Source organism: Leucobacter komagatae (assembly GCF_000834055.1).
Lineage (GTDB): Bacteria > Actinomycetota > Actinomycetes > Actinomycetales > Microbacteriaceae > Leucobacter > Leucobacter komagatae_A.
Map to the genome: position 1 here is coordinate 1 of NZ_JXSQ01000024.1, position 15,594 is coordinate 15,594.

The 15,594-nt window shown below is 64.8% G+C and carries 15 protein-coding genes; 10 read left to right on the forward strand and 5 right to left on the reverse strand.

The genetic code is table 11. The features are described from left to right. A partial coding sequence (locus SD72_RS18040; protein WP_198141976.1) for a hypothetical protein occupies nucleotides 1–220 on the forward strand: 220 nt, incomplete at its 5' end. Nucleotides 221–305: 85 nt separating this feature from the next. On the opposite strand, the gene hemQ is transcribed toward SD72_RS18040, so the two are convergent. Further along, the gene (gene hemQ / locus SD72_RS13475; protein ID WP_042544987.1) at nucleotides 306–1,031 is read right to left on the reverse strand and encodes a hydrogen peroxide-dependent heme synthase; all 726 of its coding nucleotides are present in this window, start codon (nucleotides 1,029–1,031) and stop codon (nucleotides 306–308) included. 11 nt (nucleotides 1,032–1,042) lie between these two features. Further along, nucleotides 1,043–2,155 (reverse strand): ferrochelatase, encoded by a 1,113-nt coding sequence (locus SD72_RS13480; RefSeq protein ID WP_042544988.1) that lies wholly within the window; start codon nucleotides 2,153–2,155, stop codon nucleotides 1,043–1,045. Between the two features lie 126 nt (nucleotides 2,156–2,281). Between SD72_RS13480 and SD72_RS13485 the strand changes: the two genes are divergently transcribed. The 9 genes from SD72_RS13485 (at nucleotide 2,282) to SD72_RS13525 (ending at nucleotide 11,388) form a co-directional block, all read left to right on the forward strand. Beyond that, nucleotides 2,282–3,292 carry a FecCD family ABC transporter permease gene (locus SD72_RS13485; protein WP_042544989.1) on the forward strand — a complete coding sequence of 337 codons (1,011 nt, stop codon included), beginning with the start codon at nucleotides 2,282–2,284 and terminating at the stop codon, nucleotides 3,290–3,292. After that, nucleotides 3,289–4,062, forward strand: a complete 774-nt coding sequence (locus SD72_RS13490) for an ABC transporter ATP-binding protein (protein WP_052492700.1) — start codon at nucleotides 3,289–3,291, stop codon at nucleotides 4,060–4,062. The genes SD72_RS13485 and SD72_RS13490 overlap by 4 nt, the downstream gene beginning before the upstream one ends. A gap of 37 nt (nucleotides 4,063–4,099) precedes the next feature. Beyond that, complete coding sequence (locus SD72_RS13495; RefSeq protein WP_042544990.1) at nucleotides 4,100–5,110, forward strand: ABC transporter substrate-binding protein; 1,011 nt, start codon at nucleotides 4,100–4,102, stop codon at nucleotides 5,108–5,110. Between the two features lie 87 nt (nucleotides 5,111–5,197). Beyond that, nucleotides 5,198–6,097: a FadR/GntR family transcriptional regulator gene (locus SD72_RS13500; protein WP_042544991.1), complete on the forward strand. Its 900-nt coding sequence runs from the start codon at nucleotides 5,198–5,200 to the stop codon at nucleotides 6,095–6,097. 300 nt (nucleotides 6,098–6,397) lie between these two features. Beyond that, entirely contained in the window at nucleotides 6,398–6,988 is a 591-nt protein-coding gene (locus tag SD72_RS13505; RefSeq protein ID WP_042544992.1) for a glucose-6-phosphate isomerase family protein, read from the forward strand. Continuing rightward, entirely contained in the window at nucleotides 6,985–8,481 is a 1,497-nt protein-coding gene (xylB, locus tag SD72_RS13510; RefSeq protein ID WP_042544993.1) for a xylulokinase, read from the forward strand. The genes SD72_RS13505 and xylB overlap by 4 nt, the downstream gene beginning before the upstream one ends. Beyond that, nucleotides 8,481–9,473, forward strand: a complete 993-nt coding sequence (locus tag SD72_RS13515) for an NAD(P)-dependent oxidoreductase (RefSeq protein WP_042544994.1) — start codon at nucleotides 8,481–8,483, stop codon at nucleotides 9,471–9,473. The genes xylB and SD72_RS13515 overlap by 1 nt, the downstream gene beginning before the upstream one ends. Next, on the forward strand, nucleotides 9,470–10,411 hold the full coding sequence (locus SD72_RS13520; protein WP_042544995.1) for a shikimate dehydrogenase family protein: 942 nt from the start codon (nucleotides 9,470–9,472) through the stop codon (nucleotides 10,409–10,411). The genes SD72_RS13515 and SD72_RS13520 overlap by 4 nt, the downstream gene beginning before the upstream one ends. Beyond that, nucleotides 10,408–11,388, forward strand: a complete 981-nt coding sequence (locus SD72_RS13525) for a phosphotriesterase family protein (protein ID WP_042544996.1) — start codon at nucleotides 10,408–10,410, stop codon at nucleotides 11,386–11,388. The genes SD72_RS13520 and SD72_RS13525 overlap by 4 nt, the downstream gene beginning before the upstream one ends. A gap of 83 nt (nucleotides 11,389–11,471) precedes the next feature. Here SD72_RS13525 and SD72_RS13530 read toward each other — a convergent pair whose 3' ends face one another. The 3 genes from SD72_RS13530 to SD72_RS13540 all read right to left on the reverse strand — a co-directional run bounded on the left by SD72_RS13530 (nucleotide 11,472) and on the right by SD72_RS13540 (nucleotide 15,133). After that, nucleotides 11,472–12,464, reverse strand: coding sequence for an ABC transporter substrate-binding protein (locus tag SD72_RS13530; RefSeq protein WP_042544997.1), 993 nt, complete (start codon nucleotides 12,462–12,464; stop codon nucleotides 11,472–11,474). A 138-nt stretch (nucleotides 12,465–12,602) separates the two neighbouring features. Continuing rightward, the gene (locus tag SD72_RS13535; protein WP_084767223.1) at nucleotides 12,603–13,631 is read right to left on the reverse strand and encodes an ABC transporter permease; all 1,029 of its coding nucleotides are present in this window, start codon (nucleotides 13,629–13,631) and stop codon (nucleotides 12,603–12,605) included. Continuing rightward, nucleotides 13,628–15,133: a sugar ABC transporter ATP-binding protein gene (locus tag SD72_RS13540; protein WP_042544998.1), complete on the reverse strand. Its 1,506-nt coding sequence runs from the start codon at nucleotides 15,131–15,133 to the stop codon at nucleotides 13,628–13,630. The genes SD72_RS13535 and SD72_RS13540 overlap by 4 nt, the downstream gene beginning before the upstream one ends. Nucleotides 15,134–15,594: the final 461 nt, after the last annotated feature.

Sequence of the window (15,594 nt, forward strand, 5' to 3'; positions counted from 1 at the left end):
CGATCCAGATCCAGACCCAGACCCAGATCCCGATCCAGACCCCGATCCAGACCCGGACCCCGATCCGGACCCGGATCCCGATCCCGATTCGGTGACCTCCCCAGACGGAGATCTGGCTGAGAGCGGCAACGGCGGCCCACTGGCGGCGACTCTGCTCATGGCACTACTGCTCGCCGCAGCCGGCGGCGCGCTGGCACTACGGGCACGACGCACAAGCTAGGGCAGCACCGCACGGTGATACTCGAATGGGCCAGTCCGCCCCCACGGCAGCCTGGCCCATTCGAAGTTTTCAGGTGGAGTGTGCGCTACGCAGCAGCCCCGAGGACGCGAGCGAGCAGCGCCGCAGGCTCAGCCCGCGGCCCCGTGAAGAACGGGGTCTCCTCGATCACATGGCGGCGCGCATCGGTTGCGCGAAGCTCGCGCATGAGATCAACAATGCGCGTGAGATCTGCCGACTCGAACGCGAGCAACCACTCGTAGTCACCGAGTGCGAATGACGCGACGGTGTTCGCGAGCACGTCTCCGTAGTCGCGCGCTGCAGCGCCGTGCTCCCGAAGCATCTGTGAGCGCTCGTCGTCCGGCAACAAGTACCATTCCTTGCTGCGAACAAACGGGTACACGCAGAGATAATCGCCAGGAGTCTCATCCGCGAGGAACGCCGGAATATGTGAGCGATTGAATTCCGCTGCGCGGTGCACACCAATGTTCGACCACACCGGCGAGAGCCTGCCCTCCGCACCACTGAGCACGGTCCGGTAGGCGGCCTGCAGCGCCTCCGTGGTGGGCGCGTGCACCCAGAGCAGCACATCAGAGTCCGCCCTGAAGCCGGCAATGTCGTACCAACCGCGCACGGTAAGGCCAGCAATCTCGTCGAGGCCAGTGAGCGTGCGCGCGACCGCGCCGGCGGCGTCGGCCGGCGCCTGAGCGGCGCGCTCCTCACGGAACACGGCGAACATCGTGTAGTTCACCGCCTCATTGATGCTCTCTGCGATGGCGCTGTGGTCGATGACGGGGCGAACGTTGTCGGTCATGCTACTCCTCCTCAATCCTCGGTCCCGGCGATCACGGGAATTCCCGTGACCTCACCGTGACGCATGCGGCAGCTCCCTGGCGGAGCGACGTCTGGTAGCGCCGGGAAGGCCCCGACAGTGCGTGCGGGGGCGTCCTCGCCCCGTTCGCGCGCCGCGCGTTCGAGCACGAGGTCGACGAGGCCGCCAACGAAGCGATCGCGGACACCGACGGTGTCGGCGCGCACAGCGTGCATGCCGAGCTCCTGTGCGGTTTCCAGCGCCTCGGTGTCGAGATCGAAGGCCACCTCCATGTGGTCCGAGATGAACCCGATGGGCGCGATAACGACCTTCCGAACGCCCGCTGCCGCGAGCTCCTCGAGGTGGTCGTTCACGTCGGGCTCGAGCCACGGCGTGCGCGGGTCACCGGAGCGCGAGCAGTACGCGAGCGACGAGTCGAACGTGGGAGCGACGTCGCCTGCGAGCAGCGTATTGATGGTCGCGAGCACATCCTCGTGCTGCTCGCGGTACCCCGGGCCGGTCACGGCCGACGCGTCCTGCATCGCATCGGGAATCGAGTGCGTCACGTACACGATGTGCGCGCCGGCGAGGCCACCATCGAGTGTCGCCGCCGCCTCCGCGACCGCGTCAGCGTTCGCGAGCACGAAACCGGGATCGTTGAAGAACGGCCGCACAATATCAATCTCGGGCGCACCCTCGCCCAGCTCGGCCACGGCAGCGGCAAGGTGCTCGCGGTACTGCCTACTCCCGGAGTATGACGCGTATGCGCTCGTCACGAGAGCGAGCACACGCTTCGTTCCAAAGGCGGTGGCATCGCGGAGCGCGTCGACCGTGTACGGGTGCCAGTTGCGGTTGCCCCAGATCACGGGGAGCGTGACGCCCCGGCGCGCGAGCTCCTCCTGCAGCGCAGTCATGAGCTCAAGATTCTGCTCGTTGATGGGGCTTCTCCCACCGAAGTGCCCGTAGTGCTCGCCCACTTCGACAAGGCGGTCCTCGGGGATGTTCTTCCCGACGGTGACGTTGCGCAAGAAGGGGAGCACATCGTCCGGCCCGTTGGGGCCGCCGAAAGAACAGAGAAGCAGGGCATCGTAGGGAGCCGCAAGTGCGGCTGGCAAGATCTCAGTCACGCTCCGTACGCTATTCGACCGAACCTGAACGTCTGATGTGAAAGGTCTGACTTATTAGATCTGACCTACAGTTAGAGTGTATCCGGCGCCACCCGGCGCCCGCACCCCTCTGGCAACAGGAGACCCGTGAGCCGCACGCGACACCCAGTCCGCTGGACTGCGCTCGGCGGAATCCTAGCCCTCGCCGTCGCCGCGCTCGTGTCGCTCATGCTTGGTATCGTACGCCTGAACCCTGCTGAGACGTTCACCGCACTGTTCACTCCCGAACACGCCGATATCCAGGCTGCGACAGTGATCTGGTCGATCCGCTTGCCGCGAATCGTTGTCGCGGCGCTCGTTGGCGCAGCCCTCGCGGTCGTCGGTACGGTAATGCAGGCGATTCTCCGCAACCCGCTCGCCGAACCGGGCATCACAGGTGTCTCAGCGGGAGCGGCCGTCGGTGCAGTGGCCGGCATCACCCTCGGCTTTTCTGGCACCCACCAGTGGGGCATCCCGCTCGCCGCGTTTGCTGGCGCAGCAACGGTCGCGCTCGTCCTCCTCGGGGTGCTCCGAACGCGGCGCGACCTCGGGCCTGGCACCATCATCCTCGTCGGGGTCTCGATCAGTGCGCTCGCCGGGGCGCTCATCAGCGTCCTCATCGCCAACGCGAAAGACGACTCGCTCGTGCGGAGCGCAATGTTTTGGCTCGCCGGCGACCTCGAACTGCGCAGCTGGGATCACGTGCTCCTCGCGACCGGGCCCATCGTTATCGGCCTCACAATCCTCGCAACACGGGTGCGCGCCCTCGATGCCCTCGCGCTGGGCGAGCAGATAGCCGCGACGTCGGGGGTGAACGTAGCCCGCGAGCGCACCGTTCTACTGCTCGTCGCCGCGCTCGTCACCGGCGCTGCCGTCGCGGTGAGCGGCATCATCAGTTTCGTCGGCCTCGTTGTGCCCCACTTCCTCCGGCTACTCGTCGGCGCTTCACACGCTCGGCTCCTCCCCCTCGCCGCGCTTGGCGGGGCGCTGTTCCTCATCGTCGCCGACACGGTCGCAAGGACAGCGTTCGGCTCCGTTGTCGTGCAGACCGGCGTGGTCGCTGCCCTCGTCGGCGCCCCGGTCTTCCTTGCGCTCCTCCTACAAAGGAGCAGGGCATGATTCCGGCGCCGGCGTCGCATCGCCAATTGCAGCTCACCGAGTTCGGTGCGATTAGAGGAAACGCCGCGCTGCGGGATCCGCTGTCGCTCACGCTGGAGCCAGGAACAGTGCTCGGCATCGTCGGCCCGAACGGTGTGGGGAAATCCTCACTGCTCGGGGCTATCGCACAGTCAGGCGTCGCGAGCTTCGGGTCAGCCACATTCGGTGGCGAGGAACTCGTGAGCGCCCGCGCCCGCAGGCGAGCAGCGCTCGTCTCACTCATGGCGCAGGATCACGGTGCACCGGGCGAACTGCGCGTCCGCGAACTCGTCGGCGTGGGCGCGTTGGCCTCACGCCGGCCGGATCCAAGCCGCGCAATCGATGCCGCACTCATGCGCGCGGGGATTCCTCACCTCGCCGACCGCCGCTACGGGGCGCTCTCGGGGGGCGAGCGCCAACTCGTGCAGCTTGCGCGCGTGCTCGCGCAGGACACTCCGATTGTCGTGCTCGACGAACCGACGAGCGCGCTCGACCTCGCCCACCAGCGCACCGTCGAGCAGATCATGAGCGGGCTCGGCGCTCGGGGGCGGATCGTCCTCGCGGCGATCCACGATCTCAGCCTCGCACTGAACACCTGCACTCACCTGCTCCTCCTCGATCCAGGAGGCGCTTCCCACAGCGGCACCCCGCACGAGGTGCTCGGGCCTGACCGAGTGTTTGCCGCGTACGGTGTCCGCACCACGATCCACACCACCCCGCAGGGTCGCCGCATCCTCGCTGCTGACGACTAGCCAACGTGGCGCTCATGCGCCAGCGTGAAAGGAAGAGATGTCCACCTCAAGAACCACGGCCGCAGCGACGCTCGCGGCGCTCTCGCTCATCGCCCTGGCAGGCTGCTCCCCAGCCGCGGACACCCCCGAACCACAAGCGCCCGCCCCGGCAACTGCGGCCGAATTTCCGCGGACGATCGAGATCCCCGCCGGCGGTGGCGGGCAGGCACACAACCTCACAATCGATGCAGCGCCGCAGGCAATCGCGGCCCTCGACTACGAGAGTGCCGAAGTGCTCGCCGAACTGGGACTCGCTGACCGGCTCGTGCTCATCCCTGAGGCGGTACTCAACCCGACGCTCGGCGGGCACGTCGAATCGCTCTCGGGTGTGGCGACGACATTCCCCGTCGCGATGAACCTCGACACCGAGACCGTGATCGCCACCGCACCCGATCTCGTCGTGATGAGCCCGCGGCACGGCGCAGAGGACTCTATCGGCGCAGTACTCGAGCAAGCGGGCTTGGCCACCCTGCAACTCCCCGATTCATGGACAACCCCCGAGATGCTCGCGCAGAACGTCGCCCTCATCGGCGAGACAACTGGCACTGAGGATGCCGCGGGCGACCTCATCGAGGAGATGGAAGCAGGCTACGCGGCCGGAGCGGCCACCACCGCAGGCGCCGACAATGCCGACGCGCCTCGCGTGCTCGTGCTCACCAACCAGGCGGGCAGGCCGTTCGCAACCGCGGGTCACGCATTCCCGCTGCACCTCCTCAACCTCGCAGGAGCGGTCAGCGTCAGCGATGAGCTCGGCATGCGGGCAACCGGCCCCATCAGTGCGGAACAGATCGTGCAGGCCAACCCCGACGGGATTGTCCTCGTCGACATGAACGGCTCGGGCGACACGATGTATGCCGAGCTGCTTGAGAACCCCGCCGTTGCGACCGTTCCGGCGGCATCGGACGATCGACTCATGCGGGTCACCGGTCGCGACGTGCAGGCCCTCGGGCTCGGCGCCACGGTCTCCGGCCTCGCCTCCCTCACCGAGTGGGTCTCCGAACTCGGCTAGTTCCTACGACGCGTCGAAACACACATCAGGGAGCTACCTGAGCGCACGCGGCTCCCGGAGCTGGCGCGCGCTCGGTACACTCAGTGCATGTCCTCCACTCAGCTCGGTTCGCACAAGGTGCGAGAGGCTCATGTATTTCTCCGCTCACGTATCAGCAGCGGCGAGTGGGCCATTGGCCAGCTCATCCCCAAAGAGCCAGAACTCATGGACCTCATCGGTGTCGGGCGATCCACTGTGCGAGAGGCCGTTCGGTCGCTCACAACGCTCGGCATGCTCGAACCAGTGCCTGGCGTTGGCACCTTTGTGCGCGCCCGCACTCCCGTGAGTTCCCTGCTCACAGAGTTCCTCGTTGAGCAGGATCTTGAGGAAGTGCTTATCTACCGCCGGTCGCTCGAGATCGAGGCCGCGCAGACTGCTGCGGTGAAGCGCAGCGACGAGCAGCTTGCGGCCCTTCGCGCAAGCTACGAGCGCAGCCTCACCTTCGACGAGGCAACCGAGGGGGCCTCCCCCAACCCCGCGAACTGTGAGCGCTGCAACGACATCGCCCGACCCGACTCGTTTCACCGGCTCATCGTCGAGGCGAGCGGAAGCAAACTCCTTCTCGACCTCTACACCGGCGTCATGACGGTGCTCGGACGGGCAGTCGCGAGCGGGGTTGTATTCCTCGGCATCTCCTCTGACACCATGCATCTCGACCACGGTGCACTCCTCAAGGCGATTGAAGAGCGCGACGTTCGCGACGCGGCCCACTCGATGGCACTGCACGCAGACCGCGACCTCGGGGTCCACGCAGACATGCTTGATCTCAGCCCGAACACTGAGCGCGCGGAGAGCCTCATTGGCGCAGGCTACGACCCGCAGTCGATCACGGATGAGGCCATCATCTTGGCCAACATCGCCGACGCTCGAGATGTGGCGGCCGCGGTAGCCAACGCAGCCGAAGCTGACCCCGATGGCGCAGAGACCGCTGGAGCCTCGGGCAACTAGCCGCCAGCGCACACGGGGCCGCGGTGCGGCGGCTCCGCCAAACGGCGACCCCGCCAAGCGGCGACCCTGCCAAGCGTCGACTCTGCGGTGCGGCGGCTCTGCCAAGCGGCGACGCGGCGACTCTCCGGTGAGGCGACGCGGCGACGCCCGCCGGCCCCGGCGCTGACTTGTCGCCGCGTGCGAAGTGCGAAGTGCGACGTGCGACGATGTTCCCCCTAGACGCTACTTGTAATAACAGGGTAGTCTCTCCTGTAATTACAGGCAGCGCGTCCTGCCTTCCAGAGACTCGAGGGAGCCCACATGCCCGACTTCCATGCGCTGCCAATACAGCCCCAGGCAATCCAGTTCGACAGTGAGCGCCTCACGCTGACGCCCGAGGGGCCGACGCTGACGCGACGCATGTCTGATCTCGCTGGCCTCTTCCTCGACGAGGCCGCCCGGTCCGCAGCCGCAGCAAACGAGAACCCCGTCGTCTATACCGTGACGAGCTCACCCGTCCCAGAGGCAGACCGCGAACTCCCCCAATCGATCACCACGATCATGCCGGGAAACACCAGTGGCGAACTGTGGATGACCAAGGGACATCAACACCCGAACCACCAAGGCGAAATCTACCTCGCGCTCAGCGGCACTGGCGGGCTCCTGATGTTCGACGGCGAACAGACGTCGTGGATCGAGATGCGCCCCGGCACCATTGGCTACATTCCGCCAGGGTGGGCGCACCGGTCAGTGAACACGGGAGACGAGCCCTACGCCTTTCTCGCCGTATACCCTGGCGGTGCTGGCCACGACTACGGTTGGGTGCTCGAGCACGGAATGGGTAAGCGTGCGTTCCGCGGGCCAGACGGCGCCACCCTGCTCCGACCCTACGCGGAGCAACCCGGCACATGATCATTGCCCACGATCTCGGAACAACAGGCAACAAGGCCTCGTTGCACGGCGAAGACGGCCGACTCGTATCGGCCGTCACGGTGCCGTATCCCGCGAGCTTCGCCGCGGGCGGCATCGCCGAGCAGGATCCACTCGACTGGTGGAACGCAGTAGCTCAGGCGACCAGGGAACTCCTCGCACACGCCGGCACCGCCCCAGCATCGGTCACCGGCCTCGTCGTTAGCGGCCAGATGATGGGCGCTGTGCTCCTCGATGCTGACAGTCGCCCCGTGCGCCCAGCAATCATCTGGGCGGATACGCGCGCAGCGGCGCAGCACCGGGAACTCGAAGCGGCGCTCGGAGAGGCGCATGCGTACAGCATTCTCGGGCACCGTCTCAATCCCACATACTCCATCGAAAAACTCATGTGGGTGCGGGACAACGAGCCAGAGGTGTGGTCGAGGGTGCGGCGCTTCTGCGTCGCAAAAGACTACATTGTGCTCTGCCTCACCGGCCGTTTGGCAACCGAACGTTCTGACGCTTCAGGAACGAACGCGTACGACCAGATCGCCGGCGATTGGTCGGACGAGGTCATCGCCGCGGCCCGCCTCGACCGCTCCCTCTTTCCCGAGATCCTCGATTCAACGTCCATCGCCGGGCCGCTCTCAGCGACGGCGGCCGCCGCGCTCGGGCTCCACACTGGAGTCAGAGTAGTCATGGGCGGCGGAGACGGGCCGCTCGCCGCCGTGGGGTCGGGCGTTGTCGCCCCCGAAGACGGGGCCTACGTGAGTCTTGGCACCTCATCATGGATCTCGTTCGTGAGCCACGCACCGCTGCGTGATCCGCTCATGCGCACGTTTACCTTTAACAACGTTGTGCCCGACAGCTTCGTGCCCACGGCGACGATGCAGGCAGGCGGCGCCTCGGTGCAGTGGATTGCTGAGGCGCTCTCCCCCGACCCGCAACGACCGGACACCGCACAGCTCCTTGCCGACGCCGGAGGCGACCTCAACACCGACGATCTCTATTTTCTGCCGTACCTCCTCGGAGAGCGCGCACCACTGTGGGATCCGCACGCGCGCGGCGCGTTCATCGGCATCGGGCGACACCACACCCGCAGTCACCTCACCCGCGCCGTACTTGAGGGGGTCGCGTTCAACCTCTTCACCTGTATCGAAGCGTTCCGAGACTCTGGCGCCAGCATCGAACGTATCGACGCGGTCGGCGGTGGCGCGCAGAGCGACGTCTGGCTTGGGATCCTCGCCGATGTGTGGGGCATTCCCGTGCGGCGGCGCACGATCGTCGAGGAAGCGAACAGCCTCGGTGCCGCAATCACGGGCGCCGTAGGCCTCGGACTCGCCGACTTTTCGGCGGCCCGCGCACTGAGCGAGGTTACGGCAGAGTTCACCCCCGATCGCACACGCCACGCGAGCTATGCGAAGCGCCATGGGCGGTTCAGTGATGCCTACACGGCGCTCGCTCCGTGGTTTGGCCAGACGCGAGAGGCACACTGATGGCACATATTCTGGTGACGAGCAGGTCATTCTCCAGCGGCCAAATCGACCTGGTTGCGCGTGCGAGAGAGGCCGGCCACGACATCGTCCGCGGGCCATCTCATCATGCGCTCGACGAGCTCGCGCCGGCACTCGCACAGGCAGCCGGGTGGATCGCTGGAACCGGCCCAGTTCGCGCAGCGCACCTCGCTGCGGCGCCACAGCTGCGGATCATTGCTCGCTACGGAGTCGGAACGGAGGCAGTGGATCTCGCTGCAGCCGAGCGAAACGGCATCCACGTGACCAACACCCCCGGCGCAAACTCCGAGGCGGTAGCCGATCACGCCATCGCTCTCATCCTTGCCTCGCTCCGCTCGATCCCTCACGGCGACCGCTGCGTCCGGGCAGGCGACTGGGCTGTGACGCGCGGCAGGGAGCTCGGAGCTGCCACCGTCGGGATCATAGGTTTCGGCCGCATCGGCCAGGGAGTCGCCCGGCGTCTCAGCGGCTTCGGAGCCACCGTGGTCGCAGCGGATCCCTTCGTCGCAGCCGAAACGATCCTCGCGCACGGGGCGTCACCGGCGGATCCGGCCACAGTGTTCGCCACCGCGGACATCATTACGCTGCACGCACCGGGTGGTACGACGCTTGTCGATACGACCACGCTCGCGACCGTGCGACAGGGCTCACTCATCGTGAACACGGCGAGGCCAGACCTCGTCGACGAGCGCGCACTAGCCGCAGCGCTTCGTTCGGGCCGACTCGCGGGATACGCTGCAGACACGCTCGCAGGAGACACTGCGGCGAGCGCCAGCCCCCTCCTGGAGCCCGCGCTCGCGGACCGTGTGATCCTCACGCCGCATGTTGCGGCACAAACCACACAGGCGGTCGACACTATGGGGAGCATGTCGCTCGGCGAGGTCATCACAGTACTCGCTGGGGGGTCCCCGAAGCATCCGGTGCTCCCCCACCACGGCCTGGCCCTAGCACCCCAAGGAGAGCCCAAGTCATGACCGAACCCGCATCGTTTCAGCCAGGCGACTACATGGGATTCGTCGGGGTGAGCACCGCGTCTTCCTCGATCATGCGCGTGTTCCCGCGCTGGGCGGAGATCCTCGGCCTCCCCACACGCACGCTCGTTGGGCACGACCTCCCACTCACTGCTTCCCGCGACCAGTATCGTGCCCTCGTCGAGCAGATTCGCGACGACGCACACCACCGGGGAGCTTTGGTGACGACGCACAAGATGCGTGTGTTTGCGTCCGCATCCGATCTCTTTGATGACCTTGACCCGTTCGCTGTGTCGTGCGCAGAGATCTCGAGCATCGCCAAGCGCGGCGAGAGACTGTCGGGGCGCGCAAAAGACCCGATCACGGTAAACCTTGCGCTCGCTGATTTCCTGCCGCCAGACCACTTTTCCCGCACAGGGGCCGAGGTTGTGATCCTCGGCGCCGGCGGGTCAGGAACCGCGCTGAGTTGGGCGCTCGCCGAGCGCACCGACGTCCCAGCCAAGGTCACCGTGACCGCCCTCACCAGCGCCCCACTCGAGCAACTGCGCAGAGTGCACGCTGAGCAGGGTGCTCCGACACGGAACTGGGAATACGCGGTCACGGAAACACGAGAGCAGGCGGCCGCAATCGTTGCGGCGGCGCCGCCCGGGACGCTCATTGTCAACGCCACCGGGCTCGGGAAAGATCTCAAGGGATCTCCACTCCCTGATGGCGTCGTCTTCCCTCTCAACGCATACGTGTGGGAGTTCAACTACCGAGGGACGCTCGAGTTTCTGCAGCAGGCGAACGCGGTGCGGGCTGAGCGAGGCCTGCACGTGGTCGACGGCTGGAGATACTTCATTCACGGATGGACTCAGGTCATCGCTGATGTTTTCGACCTCATGCTCTCCCCCGCGACGATCGAGGAACTCGCCGCCGCGGCCGAGTTTGCGCGGCAATGAGCCCGAGCGCAGTACCGGCGGGGCCTGTCGTTCGCACAGTGCTCGGGGACCTTGCATCTGGTCTACTCGGCGCGACCAATTATCACGAGCACCTCTTCCAGGAGACACCGCTGCTGCCTGGGGATGAGCTCGATGACGAGAGCGCGTCAGCGCGTGAGGCTTCGCTGCTGCGTCAGAGCGGATTCGCTGCGATGGTCGACGCGACACCGTTCGGGCTCGGTCGCTCTCCGTCGGGCTTAGCCAGGATTAGCGCCGCTACGGGGCTTCGGGTCGTCGCAACGACAGGCAGGCATCGCGAGGCCCACTACGCGCACGACCACCCGACACGCGGCTGGGATGCCGACACCCTCGCCGCGCTGTGCATTTCGGACCTCACCACCGGGATGCCGGAAGACGACGCGGATCCGCTTGGCCCTCCCGCCGCAGCACCTGGCGGCGCTCCGGTGCTCGCAGGAATACTCAAAGGCGGGGTCGACTACTGGAGCATCAGCGAGTTCGAGCAAGTCACCCTCGAAGCAATCGCGGCGGCGCACGCGGCGACGGGTGCTCCCATCATGATCCATCTTGAGTTCTGCACGGCGGCACACGAGGTGCTTGACCTGCTCGAACGCGAGGGAGTACCGGCGCAAAGGGTTGTACTCGCGCACGCCGACCGCGACCCGGATCCGCTGCTGCACGCAGCACTCGCTGAGCGCGGCGCATATCTCGGGTACGACGGTGCAGCCCGGCCACGGACGCGCAGTGACGCTGAACTCGTAGCACTCACGGCGCGCCTCGTAGAAGCGGGGCACGCGGAGAGGATCCTGCTCGGCGGGGACGTCGCCCGGCGTTCGCGCTACGTCTCCTACGGCGGCATGCCTGGGCTTGGCTATCTCGGTGAGCGGTATCTTCCCAGGCTCCGCGCCGCCGTCGGCAACGCCGCCGTGAACACCATGGTGTGCGAGAACCCCGCGCGCCTACTCACGATCCAACAGTAGTTTTGGGCGACTGCCGCCGGAGACGGCCGTGTGGCCCCCGCCGTTTGGCGGGGGCCACACGTCCGTGCTGCGGGGTGAACTGATTAGTCGTAGAGCACCGCCGCGATCTTCGGATCGTCAATGTTCGATGCGTCGTACCACAGCGAACCGGTGTCGTAGAACTCGTCAACTGACTCACCGTTCGCAGCGTCGTACGCTGCCTGGACAACCTGGGCGCCGATGCCGATCGGGTCTTGGGTGATCGCACCGGCCATGAGACCGTCCTTGATTGCCTTGATCTGTGCTGCACCGGAGTCGAAGCCGATGATGACAATCTTGCCGTTCTCCAGGCCGAGCTCGTTGGCCGCGTTTACGACGCCGATTGCCGAGCCCTCATTGGTCCCGTAGATCCCCTTGAGGTCAGGGTGAGCGGTGATCATCGCCTTCGCGATATCCGCCGACTTCAGGTGGTCGCCATCGCCGTACTGGATGTCGACGATCTCAATGTCCGGATAGTCGGATTCGATCTTCTCAACGAAGCCATCGCGACGCTCAACGCCGGTCGAGTTGATCTGCGAGTGGCCGACAATGGCGACCTTGCCCGAACCGCCTACGAGGTCGGCCATATGCTCGGCCGCGAGCGCGCCCGCGACCTTGCTGTCTGTCGCCGAGAGGCTCAGCCCAACATCACCGTTGCACGGTGCGTCGAAGTACACGACGGGAATGTTCGCGGCATTTGCCTTATCGAGGTAGGGCACGCACGCTTCCGGGTCGAGCGAGGCGTAGGCGATCGCATCAGGCTTCTTGTCGATTGCCGTCTGCAGCATCTGCAGCTGCGCGTCGACTTCGGTCTCTGCCGCGGGCCCCTCGAACGTGATCTTCACGCCGAGTTCACTTGCGCGTTCCTCTGCGCCCTTCTTTACTGCCTGCCAGAACTGGTGCTGGAAGCCTTTCGAGACCAAGGCGATATACATTTCATCGCCGTTCGCCTCATTGCCACCAGCGGGCGCTTCCGAGTTGTTCCCTGAGCAGCCGGCAAGCACGAGAGCCGCTGACGCGAGCAGTGCCGCGTATGCAGTCTTCTTTCCAAATTTCATTACAACTCCGTTGTTATAAGTGCCAGCGAAACCGCCGGCCTGATAGAGATGGTTACTGTGCCTGTGCGGATTGCTCCGCGGGTATCGGCCATGGCCGATCAGACAGCGGTGGGCACGAGCGTCACCGCCGACTGGGGTCTACGTTCGATCGCGGTTGCGCAGCGAGTCGAAGAACACGGCAATGAGGACGACAACGCCGACGACAATGTTCTGCCATTCAGACTGGATCGACATGATCCGCAAGCCGTTCACGAGCACACCCATGATGAGCGCGCCGATGACGGTGCCGAGGATGGATCCTCGCCCACCGAGCAGCGAGGTACCGCCAATGATCACGGCAGCGATGGCTTGCAGCTCATAGCCCTGGCCGATTTGCGGCTGTGCGGAGTCGAGTCGCGCGGCGATGAGCACGCCGGCGACGCCGGTGAAAGCGCCAGACAGCATGTAGACAAAGATCTTCCAGCGCCGAGTATTCACACCCGATAGCCGCGCCGCCTCCTCGTTCGAACCGATCGCAAAGGTGTACCTGCCGAGCATGGACTTGTTGAGCACGAGGTATGCCACAACCGCCAGGCCCAACATGATGAGAACAGCGTTCGGTAGGCCGGGGATGAGCGTTCCCGTCGCCAGGAGCTTAAAGTTCGGCGCCGAAGAAGAGAAGTAGATCGGGGCAACACCGGAGATAACGAGGGCGAGGCCGCCGGCGATCATCATCATCGCGAGCGTCGCAATAAACGGTGGCAAGCGCAGGAATGTGATGTTCACGCCATTGATGAGCCCCATGACCACACCCGTGAGGATTCCGCCGAGCACGCCCACGGCGACGGGCAGCCCCATGTTGGTGATGAAGACGCCGGTCATCACCGAGCAGAGCGCCATGCCAGTGCCAAGCGACAGGTCGATCCCTCCCGTGATGATCACGAAGGTGGTGCCGACCGCGAGTACCGCGATAACGGCAGTAGCAAGCAGCACCCCGGAGATGTTCTCCCAGGTGAGGAAGTACGGGCTCGCCAGCGAGAAGAAAATGAGCAGAGCGATGAGGGTACCGAACGCGAGCGACTGCTGGAGCTGCTTCTTGAGGAAGCCGCGCACGCTGCGCGTATCGGTGTCCTCGTTGACGGCGATCTGCACAATCGAGGTAGTGGATCCGTGGTCGGGGATGCTCATGCGGCTTCCTCCCCGTGTGCTGCTAGCTGCATAATTTTCTCCTGGTTGGCCTCTTCATTGCGAAGGGTGCCGGTAATTCGTCCGTTTGCAAACACTGCGATGCGGTTGGCTACACGGAGAATCTCCGGAAGCTCAGATGAGATGACGATGATCGATTTTCCGGTGTCGGCGAGCTGCCGCATCAGACGGTAGATTTCTTCCTTCGCCCCAACATCAATACCGCGGGTCGGCTCGTCGAAAATGAGCACATCACAGTCACGCATCAGCCAACGCGCGATGACCACTTTCTGCTGATTGCCGCCTGAGAGGAGCTTTACGACCTGATTCACCGAAGGCGTTTTGACCCTGAGCTGTTCAACATATTTCTTCGTGTCGTTCTTCGCACTGCGGTCGCGCATCCACCCGATGCCACTTGCATACGACTCGAGCGAAGCGAGGATCGTGTTGAACGTGACATCCTGTTCGAGCATGAGGCCGAGGAGCTTTCTATCCTCGGAGAGGTAGCCGACACCACGCTTGACCGCGTCGGATGGCTGCCGGATCTTTGCGACCTTCCCAGCGAGCGTAATGGTTCCGCCGTCGCTGGGGTCTGCGCCGATGACCGCGCGAGCGGTCTCGGTGCGACCCGCCCCCATGAGTCCAGCGAAACCCAGGATCTCTCCTCGATGAAGCTGGAACGACACATCCTTCAACAGCGCCTTCGTTGACAGCCCCTGGACGTCAAGCACGACGGGGTCACTCAGGTGGTCCCGAGCCTGCGGCCGAGTTCCCTCGTCGATCGGGCGTCCGACCATCATCTCGATAATCCGTGGGATTTCGATCTCGTGCTTCTCGAGTGATCCGATGTACGCGCCGTCGCGGAGCACGGTGACTCGATCCGCGAGGCGACGGAGCTCATCCATTCGGTGCGAGATATAGACGATGCCCGTGCCGTTCGCGCGCAGTTGGTCGATGAGCACGAAAAGGGTCTCGACCTCGGTATCTGTCAGCGCCGATGTTGGCTCATCCATAATGAGTACCTGCGCGTCAAACGACAGCGCCTTCGCAATTTCCACCATCTGCTGCTCTGCGACAGTGAGTTCACCAACGCGCGTTCGAGGATTCAACCGAATCTTCAGCCTGGTGAGCAGTTCCGCTGCCTGCGCGTTGAGCTTGCGCTCAGACAGCAGTGGGCCAGCCTTCGGCTCGCGTCCGATGAAGATGTTCTGGGCCACGGTGAGGTCATTCATCAGGTTCAGTTCCTGGTGAATAATCGTCACGCCGAGCTGCTGGGCTTGCAGCGGACTCGTGAGTTCAACCTCTGCACCGTCGAAGGTGATCGTGCCCTCGTCCTTGCTGTAGATCCCCGAGAGTATTTTCATGAGCGTGGACTTGCCCGCGCCGTTCTCTCCGACGAGTACGAGCACCTCGCCGGCATAGACCTCGAGACTTACGTCCCTGAGCGCCTGCACGCCTGGAAAGCCCTTACTGATACCAGCCACGCGGAGTATCGGGTCCCCCATGCTTTCACCCACTTCCTTGAAGGTTCTATACGATGCCGAGGTTACACTAAACATCGGAGCAATTCTGCCTGAGCATTTGCCGCCGTGCAAGTTGTATCTAAATGTACCCAAGCGGGAGGAAAAGCGGAACACTTGTAATAACATCTTGGTCACGGCTACGCACCTCTGCCACCCGCTTCCACTTGAAACCCACCGCACACGGGCTCACGCACGCCGGTATCCAGCGGAATTCGGGCACTGAGCAGATTTCCCCTCACTCCAGTTGGACGGGGAGAGGGAGGTCGAATACCGCCAAAATACGGCGCAAGGTGAGAAAAAAACATCGGCGACGCGCCCACCAGGAATCTTCGGTCCACCAATGACTAGGCTGTGAGTATCCCGGTTGGGATCTCACAGTGCACCGACCTCAGCACGGCGAGGCCCGCAGGCGAGCGGCTCAGGTTTCCGCCGCTTCCCCGCCC

Bases quoted from the DNA above. Each gene is read 5' to 3' on its own strand.
- hemQ (WP_042544987.1), bottom strand. From the start codon at position 1,031: ATGACCGACAACGTTCGCCCCGTCATCGACCACAGCGCCATCGCAGAG.
- SD72_RS13490 (WP_052492700.1), top strand. From the start codon at position 3,289: ATGATTCCGGCGCCGGCGTCGCATCGCCAATTGCAGCTCACCGAGTTC.
- SD72_RS13495 (WP_042544990.1), top strand. From the start codon at position 4,100: ATGTCCACCTCAAGAACCACGGCCGCAGCGACGCTCGCGGCGCTCTCG.
- SD72_RS13500 (WP_042544991.1), top strand. From the start codon at position 5,198: ATGTCCTCCACTCAGCTCGGTTCGCACAAGGTGCGAGAGGCTCATGTA.
- SD72_RS13505 (WP_042544992.1), top strand. From the start codon at position 6,398: ATGCCCGACTTCCATGCGCTGCCAATACAGCCCCAGGCAATCCAGTTC.
- xylB (WP_042544993.1), top strand. From the start codon at position 6,985: ATGATCATTGCCCACGATCTCGGAACAACAGGCAACAAGGCCTCGTTG.
- SD72_RS13515 (WP_042544994.1), top strand. From the start codon at position 8,481: ATGGCACATATTCTGGTGACGAGCAGGTCATTCTCCAGCGGCCAAATC.
- SD72_RS13520 (WP_042544995.1), top strand. From the start codon at position 9,470: ATGACCGAACCCGCATCGTTTCAGCCAGGCGACTACATGGGATTCGTC.
- SD72_RS13525 (WP_042544996.1), top strand. From the start codon at position 10,408: ATGAGCCCGAGCGCAGTACCGGCGGGGCCTGTCGTTCGCACAGTGCTC.
- SD72_RS13530 (WP_042544997.1), bottom strand. From the start codon at position 12,464: ATGAAATTTGGAAAGAAGACTGCATACGCGGCACTGCTCGCGTCAGCG.
- SD72_RS13535 (WP_084767223.1), bottom strand. From the start codon at position 13,631: ATGAGCATCCCCGACCACGGATCCACTACCTCGATTGTGCAGATCGCC.
- SD72_RS13540 (WP_042544998.1), bottom strand. From the start codon at position 15,133: ATGGGGGACCCGATACTCCGCGTGGCTGGTATCAGTAAGGGCTTTCCA.